The sequence below is a fragment of the Bradyrhizobium cedriense genome (assembly GCF_054602315.1).
Map to the genome: position 1 here is coordinate 20,419 of NZ_JBTSWB010000002.1, position 16,269 is coordinate 36,687.

A 16,269-nucleotide genomic window follows, 5' to 3' on the forward strand; every position below is an offset into this window, starting at 1 on the left:
CCATCTTCTCGAACTGAATTAACGAATAGCCTCGAGGGGCTTCGGCGCACCGCGCCTGACTGCCCATACAATAAGTATGAGGCCTACGATAAGCATCGGGATCGACAACAGCATGCCCATGGTTAATCCGCCCCAGAGGAAACCGAGCTGCGCATCCGGCTCGCGGAAATGTTCGCCGGCGATCCGGCTCAGGCCATAGATCAGGATGAAGGCGCCGAGGATCATGCCGGGCCGCTTCAAGGCGCCGAGGCGGATCATCACCGCGAGCACCGCGAAGAGCAGGATGCCCTCCATGCCGGCCTCATAGAGCTGGCTCGGATGACGCGGCAGTTGCGTCGGGTCGTTGGGGAAGATTATGGCCCAGGGCAGGCTCGGGTCGGTGGCGCGGCCCCACAATTCGCCATTGATGAAATTGGCAATGCGCCCGAGCAGCAACCCGACCGGGGCGACGGCGGTGGTGATGTCGCCGAGCGACAGGATCGAGATGCCGTTGCGATAGGCGAACCACATCACCGCGACGACGCAGCCGAGGAAGCCGCCATGGAAGGACATGCCGCCCTCCCACAATCTGAAGATCGCGGCGGGATGCTCGATGAAGAACGGCAGATTGTAGAACAGCACGTAGCCGGTGCGGCCGCCGAGGATGATGCCGAGCGTGACCCAGAGGATGAAGTCGTCGACCTGCACCAGCGAGATCGGCGCCGGTCCGCCCCACAGGCGCTGGTTCTTCAGGAGCGAGCGCGCATAGAGCCAGCCGAACACGATGCCGCAAATATAGGCCAGCGCATACCAGCGGATCGCGAACGGACCGATCTCGATCGCGATCGGCTTGAAGGCGGGAAAGTCGATCAGCAGAAAGGGCATCGCGCCTTCTATGTCTGGACGAGATTGCGGCGACGGAGCACCAGCAGCGGACGCCGCGTGATTCTTCTTATGCAGGCACGTTGAATACGATTGCAAGGAAACCGGTTCATGACAAGGATACCAGCAATGGGCCCTTGAACCGTTCGATCCGGATTGCCATTGTCTTTGCGAGAGTTCGCGCAAAGTTTATTTCGGAGATCGAAATGACCCAGACCAGCAACCGGTTTTTCGATGAGATCGGCCGCCTGATGAACGACGCCGCCGGTGCCGCCCAGGGCGTCAAGCGCGAGTTCGACACGGTGATGCGCACCCAGGCCGAAAAATTCCTGCGCGACATGGATCTGGTCAAGCGCGAGGAGTTCGAAGCGGTCAAGGACATGGCCCGCCTCGCCCGCGAGGAGAACGAGGCCCTGAAGGCGCGCATTGCGGCGCTGGAGGCCAAGCTCGGCGCGTAAGTTTCCTCGGCGTCATTCCGGTGCGATGCGGCAGCATCGAACCCGGAATCTCGCGATTCTCAGGCGCGCAATTGCGCGCCATAGTTCGGTCGCTGTCGCGACCGCCCCGGAAATGACGGCAAATCGGGTGCCTTCCGGCAGCCCATTCTCCTTGTCATTTCCGCATCTTCCGGCTAAAAGCCCGCCACGTCCGCGGCCCCCGCACCCCTGGAGGCTTGCTGTGGACGGCACCATGGGCCGCCTTGCGGCCCATTAACTTTTGCAAAAACAAGGACTTAACGACATGGCGACGACCGTCAAGGAATTGAAGGCGACCGCACGTCCGAAGAGCGGCAAGGGGGCCGCCCGGGCTGAGCGTCGCGCCGGCAGAGTGCCCGGAGTGATCTACGGCAACAACCAGCCCCCGCTGACGATCTCGATTGAAGATCGTGAGCTGCGCCAGCGCATCCTCGCCGGCCGGTTCCTGACCACGCTGGTCGACATCGATCTCGAGGGCAAGAAGCACCGCGTCATTCCGCGCGACTATCATCTCGATCCGGTCAAGGACTTCCCGATCCATGTCGACTTCATGCGGCTCGGTGAAGGCGCCACCATCCGCATCAGCGTTCCCTTGCATGTCGTGAAGTCGGAGGCGTCGCCGGGCGTGAAGCGCGGCGGCACCGTCAACATCGTTGCCCATGCGATCGAGCTCGAATGCGGTGTCGAGAGCATCCCGCAATACATCGAGGCCGATGTCGGCTCGCTCGAAATCGGTCACTCGCTGCATCTGTCGGACGTCAAGTTGCCGGCCGGCGTGAAGGCGCTGACCCGGGAGGACGCCACCCTCGTCACCATCGTGCCGCCGTCCGGCTACGCCGAAGAGCAGAAGGCCGCAGCTGCGGCGGCTGCCGGTGGCGCTGCACCGGGCGCTGCGGCTGCTCCGGCGGCTGGTGCGGCTGCTCCGGCTGCGGCTGCTCCGGCTGCTGCCAAGGCGCCTGCCGGCGGCGACAAGAAGAAGTAATCTCTCAAAGCTGGCGCGCGGTCCTGTGATCCGCGCGCCGAGCGAGGGGCGCGCCGCGTCATGCGACTCTTTGTTGGGCTCGGCAATCCCGGCGCGAAATACGCACGTAACCGGCACAATATCGGCTTCATGACCGTCGACGAGATCGCGCGGCGTCATGGTTTCGCACCATGGCGCCGCCGCTTTCAGGGCGAGACTTCGGAAGGCACGCTCGGATCCGAGCGCGTGATCCTGCTCAAGCCCACGACCTACATGAACGAGTCCGGCCGCAGCGTTCAGGAGGCGGCAGGCTTCTTCAAGATCGCGCCAGGCGACGTCACCGTGTTTCACGACGAGCTCGAGCTGCCGCCGGGCAAGGTGCGGGTGAAGATCGGCGGCGGCATCGCCGGCCACAACGGCCTGCGCTCGATCTCGGCGCATATCGGCAACGACTACCGCCGGGTGCGGCTCGGCATCGGTCATCCCGGCGTCAAGGAACTGGTGCACGGCCACGTGCTGTCGGACTTCGCCAAGGCCGACAACGAGTGGGTGGCGACGCTGTGCGAGGCGGTCGCCGAGCACGCCGCGCTGCTCGCCAAGGGCACGGACGCGACCTTCGCCAACAGGGTGCATCTGGCCATGCAGGCGAAGGGATTTTTGACCAAGGACGACAACGGCAAGGAATAGGGGCGCCGTGTCTCCGTCATGCCCGGACTTGTTCCGGGCATCCACGTTCTTCCTTCCGCGCGTCAAGGCGTGGATGGCCGGGACGTGCCGGCCATGACGAATACGGATAGAGGATACCATGGGATTCAAATGCGGGATCGTCGGATTGCCCAATGTCGGCAAGTCGACCTTGTTCAATGCGCTGACCGAAACGGCCGCGGCGCAGGCCGCGAACTATCCGTTCTGCACCATCGAGCCGAATGTCGGCGAGGTCGCCGTGCCCGATCCGCGGCTGGAGAAGCTCGCGGCCATCTCCAAGTCGGGCCAGATCATCCCGACGCGGCTGACCTTCGTCGACATCGCGGGCCTCGTGCGCGGCGCTTCCAAGGGCGAGGGCCTCGGCAACCAGTTCCTCGCCAATATCCGCGAGGTCGACGCCATCGCGCATGTGGTGCGCTGCTTCGAGGACTCCGACATCACCCATGTCGAAGGCAAGATCGCCCCGCTCGCCGACATCGAGACCATCGAGACCGAGCTGATGCTCGCCGATCTCGACAGCCTCGAGAAGCGCGTCGACAATCTCGCCAAGAAGGCCAAGGGCAACGACAAGGACGCCAAGGAGCAGCTCGACCTCGTCAACCGGACCCTGGTGCTGCTGCGCGACGGCAAGCCCGCGCGCCTCGTCGAGCGCAAGGCCGAGGAGGAGCGCGCGTTCTCCATGCTGGGGCTGCTCTCGTCCAAGCCCGTGCTCTATGTCTGCAACGTCGAGGAAGGTTCGGCCGCCACGGGCAATGCCTTCTCCAAGGCAGTCGAGGAGCAGGCGGCAAAGGAAGGCGCGGTCGCCGTCGTCATCTCGGCAAAGATCGAATCCGAGATCGCCACCATTTCGCGCGAGGAGCGTGCGGACTTCCTGGAGACGCTGGGCCTTGAAGAAGCCGGCCTCGACCGCCTGATCCGCGCCGGCTACACGCTGCTCGACCTCATCACCTATTTCACGGTGGGTCCGAAGGAAGCGCGGGCCTGGACCATCCATCGCGGCACCAAGGCGCCGGCGGCGGCCGGCGTGATCCACACCGATTTCGAGAAAGGCTTCATCCGGGCCGAGACCATCGCGTATGAGGACTACGTCGCGCTGGGCGGCGAAGCCGGCGCCCGCGATGCCGGCAAGCTGCGCCTCGAAGGCAAGGAATACGTCGTCGCCGACGGCGACGTGATGCATTTCAGGTTCAATACGTAGGACTGTCATTCCGGGGCGCGCGAAGCGCGAGCCCGGAGTGACGGGGCTACCGCATTCCGCCGCCCTGATCCCGGATTGCGCCGAGATGCTCGTTGATGCGGAAGACGATCAGGATCAGCTCGGCGATGATGCGCGAGAACACGATGCCGACGATGACGCTGGCGATCGACGACAGCAGCACCAGGAAGCCGCCGAACGGGCTGATCGCCATCGCAGCCAGGCCCGAGAAGATGCCGGAGAGGCCGAACAGGCAGATCAGCGCGATCACCAGCCAGTAGAAGGTCTTGATGATCGTCGGCGTGATGAAGCGGTCCCATTGAAACAGGTCGCTGAATGAAAACATCGCTCTCCCCAGGGGCAAATCAGGCCTCGGCCGTCGATTGATCCGACTCACGACCAATGCCGACACCCCATATGTAGCACGAGCCATGCGGGCCGGCGGGTTGTGATTGCTGCAAAGTGCGGCCACAATCTGTCATCCCGCAAAGCTTTCCCAAGATGACCCTGACCTTCGAAGATTTCCCGCCCGGCCGTTTCGGAACATTCGGCCCGCGCCACGTTACCCGCGACGAGATCCTGGCCTTTGCCGCCGAGTTCGATCCGCAGCCGATGCATCTGGACGAAGAGGCGGCGGCGAAGAGCATGCTGCGTGGCCTGTCCGGCTCGGGCTGGCATCTCTGCTCGCTGATGATGCGGATGATGGCCGACGGCTTCATCACGCGCGCCGCATCGCTCGGCTCGCCCGGTGTCGATGAGGTGCGCTGGCTGTCGCCCTTGCGGCCCGGTGACGATCTCATGCTCGACGTCGATGTCGTGGAGGCGCGCACCTCGAAGAGCCGCCCGGAGCTCGGCATCGTCAAGTTCAAGTGCACCGTGCGCAACGCCAAGGGACAGTCCCTCGCCGAGATGACCTCGCCGATCCTGATCAAGCGGCGCGAGGGGGCGGTCTGATGCGGTTCTTCGAGGACATCGAGATCGGCCACCGCCGCGAGATCGGTGCCTATACGTTCACGGCCGATGCCATCAAGAATTTCGCCGCCAAGTTCGATCCGCAGCGCTTCCATCTCGATGAGGAGGAGGGCAAGAAATCGCTGTTCGGCGGGCTCGCCGCCTCGGGCTGGCACGTCGGCTCGGCCTGCATGAGCCTGCTTGTCGCCGACGGCCAGCGTCTGGCGCGGGAAGCCACAGCGCGCGGCGAGGAGGTTGCGGTGTGGGGACCGTCGCCGGGCTTTCGCGACCTGCGCTGGATCAAGCCCGTGCTCGCCGGCGACACCGTCGCTTTCGTCAACGTCGTCGTCGACAAGCGTGCGTCGGCCTCGCGCCCCGGCTGGGGCATTCTGACGGCCCGCACCACCGGCACCAACCAGCGCGGCGAGGAGGTCTATTCCATCACCGCCTCAGCCTTCGTGCCGACGCGCGCGAACAGTGCTTAGACTTGTTCCAGGATGAACGTGGAAATGAGTGCGCGAGTGTTGCCCGCGCGCTATGGACGCGATTCCGGGCGGCTGCCATAAGCCTGCGCAACATGGTTACCGCGAGCAGTTTGGCGGAACCAGTGAGTTGCTAACTAATTATGAACCTGTCGCTGTCTATTTGAAACGAACTGGCAGAGGACAGGGGACGAGGACCATGGCAGACCGCGGCGCACTCAAATTCGTTGGATTCATCTTCGCGACCGCGACGCTCGCCGTGATGCTGGTCGCCGGTATGGTGGTCAAGGGCTATGCCGATGGCGGCTACACCCTGGAAGCCTCTACCATGGAAGCCTCCCGATAAGAATCCGCCCGATAAGGGTCGTTGATTTCTGAGGCATGATTCGGAAAAGCGCGCAGCGGTTTAAGGAACGATCCGCCGAAACGACAATCCAGACCGCGATGACGCTACATCCCAATCGCATCGCGCTTTAGGGGCCGCGCGTCCGGCCCCGGTCAGCGACTGTACACGAACGCCAGCACAGCGATCGCAACCACCAGCAATCCGACGAAGCGCAGCATGATCGTGCCGAGCTGATTCGGCGCGGGCTGCAGCGATATCGGGTCCGTGTTGTCGGGCCGAATGCTTTCCATGACATGTCCCCAGGGCTTGGCCATCGCGGCCATGAGCGCTTGGCTTTGGTCGCCGGAGAGGGGTGGAGGGTTCAAAGCTTCGGTTGTCATGCCTGCAAAGGCTTCGCATAGGAAGGCTTGGCATCGAGTACGCCCGCGGCCTCGCCGCATTGCTGCACTGTCTCGGAGATACTGGGTCGCCGCCTTCGCGGGCGAAGGGCGTGCTGTCCCGATCACACCCCCAGAAACAAAACCGCCGCGCCCCTTCCGGAGCGCGGCGGCTGGTGATGCCGTGCTTTGCGATCAGCTGTTGCGCAGGCCGTCGGCGGCGCGCTTCCACTGCGCGACGTTGTCCGCGATCATGCGGGTCGACTTCATCGCGGCCTGGCTGAGCTGGGCGTAGCCGGAGATCTCGCGCTGGACGCGCTGGCCTTCGGCGTGGAGCAGGTCGCGCAGGCTCTCGAGTTCGGAGATCAGGTTCTCGATCTCGGCGAGCGAGGTGCCGGCGACGCGCTGGATCAGCGAGTTGACGTTGTTGACGGTGGCTTCCGCGCTCGGGTCGAGCGGCGGCGCGTCGGTGGTCGTCGCGGCCGGGCGGCGCAGATAGGCGATGTCGTTGCGGACGAAATCGCGGATGCCGGCTTCGACCTCGGTCACGGCCGCAAGGTTGGGTTCGACCGTCTCGGTCTCGGTGGCTTCGATCTTTTCGGGACGCATGGCGTTCATCGTTGTTCCCCTGTTCGCGTTGAGCGCAGCGCGAGTGTCCCCCGCACGACGACGTCTGTGAGGTCCCTCATCAGGGCGTCCGATTTTGACCGCAAATTGGCCGAGATGCGGCAAGGGCGGACCATTCGGGGGTATTGCCGTGACGCATGGTTAGGAGAGTATGAACGGCGGCTCGGTGAGGTGTGTCTTGCGGCCCGCCGGCGCGCGACCCCTCGCCGCGCACGCGGGGCGAGGTCAGCAAGCTACCAGCTCTTCTTGAACCCCGCCGTCAGGCTCTTGTTGATCGCGCCCTGCGGGGTCTCGCCGACCGAGCCGGAGACGGTGACGTTGTCGAACAGCTTCTGCTCGGCGCCGAACCTGCGCAGCCATTTGTCGTCGGTGGTCGACAGCGTCTGGCCGGCGGTGATGCTGGTGCCGCTGTCGGTGAGGGTGACCCTGGCGGTCTGGTCGGTCTCGTAATTGCGCGTGACGTGTCCGCCGATGCCGGGAACCGCGGTGGTGCCCTGCTGATTGACGCTGTAGCCGTTCTGGAGCGTCAACGAGGTGTCGCCCGACAGCGGCACCGACTTGGTCAGCGACGCTCCGATCTTGCTGTGCTCGGCGCCGGGATCGACCCGGGCTTCCACCGCGGTCTTGTCCCAGAGCGAGCCCGCGCCCGGCGCTGTCGCGGCGGCCCAGGCACTGCCGGAGGATTGCGGCAGGCTGCCGCCATTGGTCGCCTTCTGTGCCAGAAGCTCGGACATCGTCCGCGGCTCGCTCGTGACAGTCATGTCGGCGCCGATCCGCGTGTCCCAGAACGAGGTCACGGACTGCTTCACCGTCACCGCCGAGGAGCCATTTGCATTGGAATTGGACGACCAGTCCAGGCCGTCCTTGGCCGCAGCCTGGGCGCGCTTCTTGGCGGCCATGGGGTCGATGCCGGTCCCGGCATCCACCGCAAGCTGACTCCAGTCGAGCTTGTCGACGTCGATGCCTTTGAGCACGTCCGCGTCGTCGACGTCCGCGGCCTCCGCAGGCTCGGTCTCGGCCTCCTCGTCGGGCACTGCTGCGGTCGGCGGAATGATTTGCGCCGAGACCGTCAGCACCGAGCCTAAAATGAATGCGGCCACCAGCAACGGCAGCCTGGTCCAGCCAAACCCTGTCGAGAATTCCATCGTCCTGCCCGCAAGCCCCAACGCATGCTGTCCGACAATATACATCGGCCTTCAGCCATGCGCCATTCCGCCCCCACGATGCTGATCCATCGTTGCGGAATTGTGGCGGTTCGCCAGGGGACGCGAACCAACGGGCCGCGCGGAAGGCGCGCGCCCGGTGACGTGCTCCCGATGCGACGGCATCCGGCGGGGCTGGAGGCCGGGACGTCGCGGTCGCCTCGTCATCGGTCCCGAAAACGGGGCCCGTTGGCGTCCCCCCTAAAGCGCGATGATCATCATCGCGCTTTAGGTTGTTGTTTGCGCATGACCTTTTCGGAAAACCGCTTCGCACTTTTCCGGATCTTGCGTTAGCCGACGCTGGTCATCTTCGGCAGATGAATGGCGCGGCCGAGTGCCTGCTCGACCAGATCGAACGTATCGATCAGCACGCGCATGCTGACGAGCTTGCCGGCCCTGAACTGGGCGAACTGCGCGACCCGCAGGCTGATCGGCTTGCTGGAATCCAGCGTCGTCAGCGAATAGCGCACCATCGAGGCGGCGGAATCGATCCCGAGCATGATGCTCTCACGGTCGAAGCGGCGAACGTGGAAATTGTCGGCGAGCTGGCGGATGACGTCGAGCACGGCTTCCTTGCCCTGGCGCGCGCCGAGGAACGGAAACATGTCGATCGGGCCGTAGAGCGCCCATTCGACGTCCTCGTCGATCAGGGCTTCGATGTCCTCGAAATGCCGGTCGTTGATCGCGCGGTGCAACGCGCGCGAGAAACGCCAGAGGCTGTGCTCTGTCATTTGGGGCGTCCTGAAGCTGGCTTGCAAAAACGAAAAACGACCCCGCGCACGGCAATGTGCTCCGGGGCGATCAACTCATTTGTATACGAACAAATAGAGGATTTCGGCCAAAACGCAATTCACGTTTTCGCAATGCACAATTGCGCGGATTCTGTGAGATTTACAATATTACCCCGTAGTTTCCCGGTCCGATCGGCGAGAGTTCCCTTTGCCAGGACCTACATCGGAGATGGTGGGTGGGGTGACCGCGGTTCCGGAGCCTACCCCCCGTCTGTGCCGGCCCCTGTGATCGACGGCCCGATCTCGCGCTCCAGCACCTGCTGAACCAGATCGTAGGAATCGATGATCTCGCGGATCTGGGCCACCAGCCCGCCCCGGAAGCTGTAGAACACGGCCATGTCGAACTGCACGACGCGGTCGTTGCTGCGCTTCCTGAAATAGGTGTGCATGTAGGTCGCGACCTCGTCGCCCTCGGCGACGATGACCGGCGCCTTGTAGCGGACTTCCGAATAACGCGACCAGATCGTCTGCCAGAGCCCGCGCAGCTCGGCCTTGCCGTGGCGCGGCACCATGTGCGGCAGCACGTCGATCGGCGCATGAGTGAGGAAGTCGACGTCGTCGGTGCAGCACGCCAGCGCCGCCTCGATGTCGCCGCGTGCGAAGGCATCGAGCAGATGCAAAACCCGCTGGCGATTCAGCTTCTCGACCGTCATTCCGCCCGTCCTTGCTGGCCGTGTGGCGTTGCGCAACGTTAACGCGCGGTTTCGTGCGACGGCAATCCGCAAGATCACCGGGATGTTCCAGACGGTATGACGCGGGAGCGCAATGCCAGGTTCATGGCAAGCGAGTAGGGTTCGAACCGCGTCCTTCCTTGCCCGAATTTCCGCCGCCTTGGGCCGCGCTGGGCGCAACGCGTATGGACGGATGCGCAACGGCGCACGCAGCGGCGAAAGCAGAGCCAGGGGAGCGGGCGGGGACGTCGTAGGGCGCTGCAGTTACGCGGGCGGTGCGCTCCCTCGCCCAGCACGCGCGAGGTAAAGGGGCCGCGTGACGCATCTCACATCATCCCTCCGAGACCGCGCCCAACGTCATCCCCATGTCATCAGGGAGACGTGCCATGGCCGTCATCGCTACCGCCAGAAAGTCCCGCCTGCACAACGCGTTCGAAGGCCTCGCGCTGACCGCGACCCTCCAGAGCTTCCCGACCTTCGCCGCCGCCGCCTTCCTGCTCAAACTCTGCGGCGACCACGACCTCGTCGGCGACCCCGGCGTCGCCATCTTCGTCGCCGCTGCTTCGTTCGTCCACGCGCTGCTGGCGGTGACCCTGGGCCCGAGCTTCCCGCACCTGTTCAGGACCGTCTACGAGCCGAAATTCTTCGAGGCCCATCTGTCGCTGTCCGACAAGATCACGGCCTGGCGCACCCAGCCGGTCGCCTCGCTCCAACTCGTCACCATCGTGCTGCTGATGTCGGTGATGGCCGTGGTGGCGGCGAGTGTGGGGTGAGGCCGCAAATCTCCTCGTCATTCCGGGGCGCCGCAAAGCGGCGAGCCCGGAATGCATAACCACCACTGCCGCAGATGCCCTACCTCTTCTTCCACCCTCCGCGCCGTCCCGGCATCCCACCCGTCGACTTCGGCGCCGGTCCGAACTCCGGGCCCGACTGCCGCGAGTCCGTCGGCTGGATGATCCGGCTAGTGCTGCCGAATGGCTTTGACGGGAGCGCGCGGCCTTCGCGGTAGGGCAGGGATTCCGGCCCGTGCATCTCGTCGAGATGCGGCTTGTGCACCTTCGAGCCGCTGCCGCCGCCGCTGGCCTTCAGCGCCGAGCTGACCGTTTTCTTCTTCATGGCGCTGACCGGCAAATTGGCGGCGTCGCCGTATTTCTTCGCGCCGGCATAGGCGCCTGCCTTACCCTGCACCGTGCGCTGCTTGGCGGTGGGATCGTCGACGACGGCGAGCTCGGTGGCGCGCAGGCGCTTGACCTCGTCGCGCAGGCGGGCGGCTTCCTCGAAGTTCAGGTCCGCTGCGGCTTCGCGCATCCGCGTTTCCAGATCGGCGAGCACGGCCTCGAAATTGTGGCCGATCGCGATGACGTCGTCGGTCATGTCGTGGCCGCCGGCCTCGACCAGCACGTGGTCGCGCTCGTAGACCGAGTTGAGGATGTCGCCGATCTGCTTCTTCACGCTCTCCGGCGTAATGCCGTTGGCGGTGTTGTACTCGACCTGCTTCTCGCGGCGGCGGTTGGTCTCGGCGATGGCCCGCTCCATCGAGCCGGTCATCTGGTCGGCATAGAGGATCACCTTGCCGTCGATGTTGCGCGCGGCGCGGCCGATGGTCTGGATCAAGGACGTTTCGCTGCGCAAGAAGCCTTCCTTGTCGGCGTCGAGAATCGCGACCAGCGCGCATTCGGGAATGTCGAGGCCTTCGCGCAGGAGGTTGATGCCGACCAGCGCGTCGAACGCGCCGAGCCGCAGATCCCTGATGATCTCGATGCGCTCGATGGTGTCGATGTCGCTGTGCATGTAGCGGACGCGGATGCCCTGCTCGTGCAGATATTCGGTGAGGTCCTCCGCCATGCGCTTGGTGAGCACCGTGATCAGCGAGCGATAGCCGGCCTGCGCGGTGGCGCGGACCTCGCCGACGAGATCGTCCACTTGCGTACGCGCCGGGCGAATGTCGACGGGCGGATCGATCAGCCCCGTCGGGCGAATGACCTGCTCGACGAACACGCCGCCGCTCTCGTTCAGCTCCCAGCTGCCGGGCGTCGCCGACACCGCGACGGTCTGCGGCCGCATCATGTCCCACTCCTCGAAGCGCAAGGGGCGGTTGTCCATGCAGGAGGGCAGGCGGAAGCCGTATTCGGCCAGCGTCGCCTTGCGGCGGAAGTCGCCGCGGAACATGGCGCCGATCTGCGGGATGGTGACGTGGCTCTCGTCGGCGAAGATCAGCGCGTTGTCGGGCACGTATTCGAACAGCGTCGGCGGCGGCTCGCCGGGCCGGCGTCCGGTGAGGTAGCGCGAATAGTTCTCGATGCCGGCGCAGCTTCCGGTCGCTTCCATCATCTCGAGATCGAAGGTGGTGCGCTGCTCCAGCCGCTGCGCCTCCAGCAGGCGCCCCTGGTCGTGCAGCTGGTCGAGCCGCTGCTTCAGCTCGAACTTGATCGACTTGATCGCCTGCACCAGCGTCGGGCGCGGCGTCACATAGTGCGAATTGGCGTACATCTTGATGAATTCGAGCTCGTCCTGCTTGTGGCCGGTGAGGGGGTCGAATTCCTCGATGGTCTCGATGGTGTCGCCGAACAGGTTCACGCGCCAGGCGCGGTCCTCATAGTGCGCCGGGAAGATGTCGATGACGTCGCCGCGGACGCGGAAGGTGCCGCGGGTGAAATCGGCCTGGGTGCGCTTGTATTGCAGCGCGACGAGGTCGGCGATGAGCTGGCGCTGGTCGATGCGCTCGCCCTTCTTCAGCGCGAAGGTCATCGCGGTGTAGGTCTCGACCGAACCGATACCGTAGATGCAGGACACCGACGCGACGATGATCACGTCGTCGCGTTCGAGCAGCGCGCGCGTCGCTGAGTGGCGCATGCGGTCGATCTGCTCGTTGATGGAGGAGTCCTTCTCGATATAGGTGTCGGTGCGGGGGACGTAGGCCTCCGGCTGGTAATAGTCGTAGTACGAGACGAAGTACTCGACCGCGTTGTCGGGGAAGAAATTCCTGAACTCGCCATAAAGCTGGGCAGCGAGCGTCTTGTTCGGCGCCAGGATCAGGGCCGGGCGCTGCGTCGCCTCGATCACCTTGGCCATGGTGTAGGTCTTGCCCGAGCCGGTGACGCCGAGCAGCACCTGGCTGCGGTCGTTGCGATTGATGCCCTCGACCAGCTCGGCGATTGCGGTTGGTTGGTCACCCTTGGGCTCGTAGGACGACTTGATCTCGAAACGCACGCCGCCTTCGGACTTCTCCGGGCGCGGCGGCCGGTGCGGGGTCCACACCTTCGTCGAGCCGTCGCCCTTGCGGAACTCCGGCCGGCCCTCGCGGATCAGCGCGTCCAGGGCCTCCGCAGTGGCCTTGACGCCAAGCGCCTCCATCTTGCTGCGCGGCGGCCGCGCCAGCGCCTCGGCATCGTCCTCTTCAGTGGGAAGACCGAGCTGACGCGCCAGTTCCGGATCGAGCGTCGGGATGGTGGCCGCGGTTCCGTAATTGGCCTGCGGCGCCTCGCCGAAACCGCCCCCACCCTCTCCCTCCCGCGCTTGCGCGGGAGGGTTGGGAGGGGGCACGCGTGCGCCCGGCGGCTGCGGGTTGGGCCGCAGCGGCATCGGCCGCGTATTGTCCTGCGGAAATTCCTTCGGCGTCGAGGCCCGCGCGCGATGTGCGGCGGCCTCGCCCCCGGCGCGGCGGTCGCGCGAATTGTCCGGCGGCGGCTGCAGCCCGGTGCCTGATCCCAAGCCCGCGTCGCCGCGGTTGATCGCGGGATTGAGCAGCTCGGCCAGCGCCGGCCCGATCGGCTGCACGTCGGGACGATGCGCCTTCGAATTCGGGGTCTTGGTCTTCGGGGATTTGCCGGATTTTTCGGAGGATGCGGGTTTCTTCGCCATGGGGCGAATATGGGACGAGTCCGCCCCGCGATAAAGGGCGAATGCCCGCCGCCATGCAGGCTGCTGACAGCAGGTTGGCAGCAGGCCGGGACCTCACGCCGCCGGCAGCGGCCCGCCGTCGTCCTCGGCCGTGACATTCGGCTCGAGGATATCGAGATGGATGCCGCCGCAGCCGGTGCAGCGCATGGTCCAGTACTCGCATCCTGCGCGGCCGCGGATCACGCGGAGCACCGCGAGATCGCCGTCGCATTCCGGGCAGCTGGACAGCACGGCGCGGGCATAGATCCGCGGCGGCAATCCGTCGATTTCGATGGTTGACATGACCGGTTTCCCCCTTTGCGCCGCCTTGTCTTTGGTCGGTCCGCGGATCGCCTCATTCGTCGTCGCTGTCGGCCCGCCGCCGGAAGCGATCGATGTGGTGCTTGGCGTCGGCAATCGCGGCATCGCGATCGGGCCAGGCGAAGCCGACCTCCATCGCAGGAAACAGCACGCCGTCGATGGCCACCGGGCTGAAATCGGCACGCCGGATCCGCGCGTGCCACAGCCCCTTGCCAGCTTCGAAGGATTCGATGTCAAAGCCGTCGTAAAGGGTCGTCATGAGTGTAGGTCCCACGTTTCTTATCGGAGAGTCAGGGGACCACGTTTGCGGATTTCAGAATGTGAAGCCGTTCACAAGCGGTGCGGCTTTTTTCGCCCAAGCGTATCGAAAAGGCTTCAGTTCCGCGCACCGGGTCGGCCGATCCGACGGGGGCGGGCGGCGGGTTCCGAGGCCGCGCGCATGATCCAGCGGCGGAACGCGGCAAAGTCGCGCTGCTCCGTCTGGAAGCTGCGATAGAGCAGATACCAGCGCATGCCCTTGGGCACCGACAGGTCGAACGGCGCGACCAGGCGTCCGGCAGCGAGATCGTCGTCGATATAGGGGCGGATGCCCATGGCGATGCCGAGCCCGTCGGCGGCGGCCTGCAAGGCCTGGCCGTAGAACTGGAACTCGGGCCCGCGCGCGTTGATCCGCGCAACGCCCGCGGCCCTCAGCCAGATCGGCCAGTCCTCGGCGGAGTGCGCGACGCGGATCAGGCTCGGACCCTTCAGGTCGGCAGGGCGTTTCAGGCCACCCGCGAGGCGAGGCACGCAAACGGGGGTGAGGTCGCCGGCGAACAGCGGCTCGGCAACGAGGCCAGGCCAGTCGCCGGTGCCGAGCTTGATGCCGCAGCTCCAGTCCTCGCCGAACGGCACCGACGCGCCGCCGGTGGTGAAGCGCACCTCGATGTCGGGCTCCTCGCTGCGAAACTCCGACAGGCGCGGGATCAGCCAGCGCATCGCAAAGGTGTGCCCGACGCCGATGGTGAGCACGCGCACGCTCGAGGGCGCCGTCACCTGCGCGGTGAGGCTCGCCAGCGCATCGAAGATCGGTGTCAGCCCGCCCTGATAGGCGCGGCCGGCCTGCGTCAGCACCAGGCGGTTGGCCTTGCGCTCGAACAACGCGACGCCGAGCCGCTCCTCCAGCAGATGCACCATGCGGCTGACGGCGGCCGCGGACACGCTCAGCTCCAGCCCGGCCGCAGCAAAGCTGCCGGTCCGAGCCGCGGCCTCGAACGCCTTGATGCCGTTGAGAAACAGCAACCGCCGCAAATGACCGACCCTCAGGAAAGCTGATGCCAGGGCAAGATAACTCAGTTTGCGGCGAGGGGGCAAGCAAGGCACGTTCCTGGCAGCGTGCGTTCCTGACCCGAGCAGTTGGAGATCCTGCGTGTGACGCCCATCATGATCGCTGCCCTCGGATTGCTGATGGTCGCCACCGCGTTTCTGTCCGGGCTGTTCGGCATGGCGGGCGGGCTGATTCTGATCGGCGTGCTCCTGGCCTTGATGCCGCTGCCGACCGCGATGGTGCTGCACGCGATCACGCAGATGGCCTCGAACGGCTGGCGCGCGTTCCTGTGGCGCGCGCATATCCGCTGGCGGCCGGTCGCGAATTATATGGTCGGCGCTGCGGTCGCGCTCGCGGCCTGGTCGCTCACCCGTTACGTGCCGGACAAGCCGGTCGCGTTGCTGATGCTGGGCGTCACGCCGTTCATGGCGCGGCTGTTGCCGGCGAACATCAAGCCCGATCCCGACCGTCTCTGGCAGGGCACCGTCTATGGCATGATCTGCATGGGCCTGATGCTGATGACCGGCGTCTCCGGCCCGCTGCTCGACACCTTCTTCCTCGGCGGAAATTTCGGCCGGCGAGAGAAGGTCGCGACCAAGGCGATGTGCCAGCTCGTCAGCCATTTCACCAAGCTGGTCTATTTCGGCGGCATCATCGACCAGGCCGCGAGCCTCGACCCCGTGCTCGCCGCCGTTGCGATTCTCGCCTCCATGCTCGGCACCACGCTGGCACGGCGCATCCTCGAAGCCATGACCGATCAGCAGTTCGTGGCATGGTCGAACAAGCTGATTACCGCCATCGCCTGCTACTACATCGCCTATGGCGGCTGGCTCATGCTTCGCACGCCGGTGCTGGCCGCCCTCGACAAGGGAGGTCTGCAATGAGCCGTAACGCCGATCCGCTGGTGCTGGACTTCGTCGAATGGGTCGCGCGCGAGCCGCGCACCTATGCCGAAGTGGTCGCGACCTGGAAGACCTCGTGCCCGCGCCTCACCATCTGGGAAGACGCTGCGGACCGCGGCTACGTCGCGCGCGAGACGGTGCCCGGAATCGGCCTGGTGATCGCGGTGACCGAAGGCGGCGAGAGATTGTTGCGCATGAACGGACGGTGATACGCAC

General features: G+C 65.3%; 21 protein-coding genes. 10 read left to right on the forward strand and 11 right to left on the reverse strand.

Annotated elements, in window-relative coordinates; all coding sequences use genetic code 11:
* Window positions 1–18 precede the first annotated feature (18 nt).
* Window positions 19–864 (reverse strand): prolipoprotein diacylglyceryl transferase, encoded by an 846-nt coding sequence (gene lgt, locus ACYCVF_RS06380; protein ID WP_459599893.1) that lies wholly within the window; start codon window positions 862–864, stop codon window positions 19–21.
* A gap of 203 nt (window positions 865–1,067) precedes the next feature.
* On the opposite strand from lgt, the gene ACYCVF_RS06385 reads away from it, so the two are divergent.
* The 4 genes from ACYCVF_RS06385 to ychF all read left to right on the forward strand — a co-directional run bounded on the left by ACYCVF_RS06385 (window position 1,068) and on the right by ychF (window position 4,201).
* Entirely contained in the window at window positions 1,068–1,319 is a 252-nt protein-coding gene (locus tag ACYCVF_RS06385) for an accessory factor UbiK family protein (RefSeq protein WP_212341808.1), read from the forward strand.
* A 283-nt stretch (window positions 1,320–1,602) separates the two neighbouring features.
* Window positions 1,603–2,319, forward strand: coding sequence for a 50S ribosomal protein L25/general stress protein Ctc (locus tag ACYCVF_RS06390; protein WP_459599890.1), 717 nt, complete (start codon window positions 1,603–1,605; stop codon window positions 2,317–2,319).
* 60 nt (window positions 2,320–2,379) lie between these two features.
* Complete coding sequence (gene pth / locus ACYCVF_RS06395; protein WP_459599888.1) at window positions 2,380–2,985, forward strand: aminoacyl-tRNA hydrolase; 606 nt, start codon at window positions 2,380–2,382, stop codon at window positions 2,983–2,985.
* Window positions 2,986–3,103: 118 nt separating this feature from the next.
* Window positions 3,104–4,201: a redox-regulated ATPase YchF gene (gene ychF / locus ACYCVF_RS06400; RefSeq protein WP_459599886.1), complete on the forward strand. Its 1,098-nt coding sequence runs from the start codon at window positions 3,104–3,106 to the stop codon at window positions 4,199–4,201.
* A 46-nt stretch (window positions 4,202–4,247) separates the two neighbouring features.
* Here ychF and ACYCVF_RS06405 read toward each other — a convergent pair whose 3' ends face one another.
* Window positions 4,248–4,544 (reverse strand): DUF4282 domain-containing protein, encoded by a 297-nt coding sequence (locus ACYCVF_RS06405; RefSeq protein WP_061020500.1) that lies wholly within the window; start codon window positions 4,542–4,544, stop codon window positions 4,248–4,250.
* 155 nt (window positions 4,545–4,699) lie between these two features.
* On the opposite strand from ACYCVF_RS06405, the gene ACYCVF_RS06410 reads away from it, so the two are divergent.
* The 3 genes from ACYCVF_RS06410 (at window position 4,700) to ACYCVF_RS06420 (ending at window position 5,977) form a co-directional block, all read left to right on the forward strand.
* Window positions 4,700–5,152, forward strand: a complete 453-nt coding sequence (locus ACYCVF_RS06410) for a MaoC family dehydratase (RefSeq protein WP_459599884.1) — start codon at window positions 4,700–4,702, stop codon at window positions 5,150–5,152.
* Complete coding sequence (locus ACYCVF_RS06415; protein WP_459599882.1) at window positions 5,152–5,634, forward strand: MaoC family dehydratase; 483 nt, start codon at window positions 5,152–5,154, stop codon at window positions 5,632–5,634. Before ACYCVF_RS06410 ends, ACYCVF_RS06415 begins: the two co-directional genes overlap by 1 nt.
* Window positions 5,635–5,830: 196 nt before the next feature.
* Complete coding sequence (locus ACYCVF_RS06420) at window positions 5,831–5,977, forward strand: hypothetical protein (protein ID WP_459599880.1); 147 nt, start codon at window positions 5,831–5,833, stop codon at window positions 5,975–5,977.
* A 152-nt stretch (window positions 5,978–6,129) separates the two neighbouring features.
* Here the strand turns inward: ACYCVF_RS06420 and ACYCVF_RS06425 are convergent, their stop codons facing one another.
* The 5 genes from ACYCVF_RS06425 to ACYCVF_RS06445 all read right to left on the reverse strand — a co-directional run bounded on the left by ACYCVF_RS06425 (window position 6,130) and on the right by ACYCVF_RS06445 (window position 9,627).
* Window positions 6,130–6,357, reverse strand: coding sequence for a hypothetical protein (locus ACYCVF_RS06425; RefSeq protein WP_459599878.1), 228 nt, complete (start codon window positions 6,355–6,357; stop codon window positions 6,130–6,132).
* 192 nt (window positions 6,358–6,549) lie between these two features.
* Window positions 6,550–6,972 carry a hypothetical protein gene (locus ACYCVF_RS06430; RefSeq protein ID WP_459599876.1) on the reverse strand — a complete coding sequence of 141 codons (423 nt, stop codon included), beginning with the start codon at window positions 6,970–6,972 and terminating at the stop codon, window positions 6,550–6,552.
* Between the two features lie 242 nt (window positions 6,973–7,214).
* Window positions 7,215–8,126: a hypothetical protein gene (locus ACYCVF_RS06435; RefSeq protein ID WP_459599874.1), complete on the reverse strand. Its 912-nt coding sequence runs from the start codon at window positions 8,124–8,126 to the stop codon at window positions 7,215–7,217.
* 347 nt (window positions 8,127–8,473) lie between these two features.
* The gene (locus ACYCVF_RS06440; protein WP_459599872.1) at window positions 8,474–8,914 is read right to left on the reverse strand and encodes a nuclear transport factor 2 family protein; all 441 of its coding nucleotides are present in this window, start codon (window positions 8,912–8,914) and stop codon (window positions 8,474–8,476) included.
* Between the two features lie 260 nt (window positions 8,915–9,174).
* Entirely contained in the window at window positions 9,175–9,627 is a 453-nt protein-coding gene (locus ACYCVF_RS06445) for a nuclear transport factor 2 family protein (protein WP_459599870.1), read from the reverse strand.
* Window positions 9,628–10,031: 404 nt separating this feature from the next.
* Here ACYCVF_RS06445 and ACYCVF_RS06450 point away from each other — a divergent pair, with 404 nt between their 5' ends.
* Window positions 10,032–10,418 (forward strand): hypothetical protein, encoded by a 387-nt coding sequence (locus ACYCVF_RS06450; RefSeq protein ID WP_459599868.1) that lies wholly within the window; start codon window positions 10,032–10,034, stop codon window positions 10,416–10,418.
* A 79-nt stretch (window positions 10,419–10,497) separates the two neighbouring features.
* Here the strand turns inward: ACYCVF_RS06450 and uvrB are convergent, their stop codons facing one another.
* From uvrB to ACYCVF_RS06470, 4 genes are all read right to left on the reverse strand, one after another.
* The gene (gene uvrB / locus ACYCVF_RS06455; protein WP_459599866.1) at window positions 10,498–13,506 is read right to left on the reverse strand and encodes an excinuclease ABC subunit UvrB; all 3,009 of its coding nucleotides are present in this window, start codon (window positions 13,504–13,506) and stop codon (window positions 10,498–10,500) included.
* Window positions 13,507–13,599: 93 nt separating this feature from the next.
* Window positions 13,600–13,827 (reverse strand): hypothetical protein, encoded by a 228-nt coding sequence (locus ACYCVF_RS06460; RefSeq protein ID WP_459599864.1) that lies wholly within the window; start codon window positions 13,825–13,827, stop codon window positions 13,600–13,602.
* 52 nt (window positions 13,828–13,879) lie between these two features.
* Window positions 13,880–14,104: a hypothetical protein gene (locus tag ACYCVF_RS06465; protein ID WP_091886682.1), complete on the reverse strand. Its 225-nt coding sequence runs from the start codon at window positions 14,102–14,104 to the stop codon at window positions 13,880–13,882.
* Between the two features lie 116 nt (window positions 14,105–14,220).
* Complete coding sequence (locus ACYCVF_RS06470; protein ID WP_459599862.1) at window positions 14,221–15,135, reverse strand: LysR substrate-binding domain-containing protein; 915 nt, start codon at window positions 15,133–15,135, stop codon at window positions 14,221–14,223.
* 120 nt (window positions 15,136–15,255) lie between these two features.
* Here ACYCVF_RS06470 and ACYCVF_RS06475 point away from each other — a divergent pair, with 120 nt between their 5' ends.
* Window positions 15,256–16,035, forward strand: coding sequence for a TSUP family transporter (locus ACYCVF_RS06475; protein WP_459599860.1), 780 nt, complete (start codon window positions 15,256–15,258; stop codon window positions 16,033–16,035).
* Window positions 16,032–16,262, forward strand: a complete 231-nt coding sequence (locus tag ACYCVF_RS06480) for a hypothetical protein (protein ID WP_459599858.1) — start codon at window positions 16,032–16,034, stop codon at window positions 16,260–16,262. Before ACYCVF_RS06475 ends, ACYCVF_RS06480 begins: the two co-directional genes overlap by 4 nt.
* Window positions 16,263–16,269: the final 7 nt, after the last annotated feature.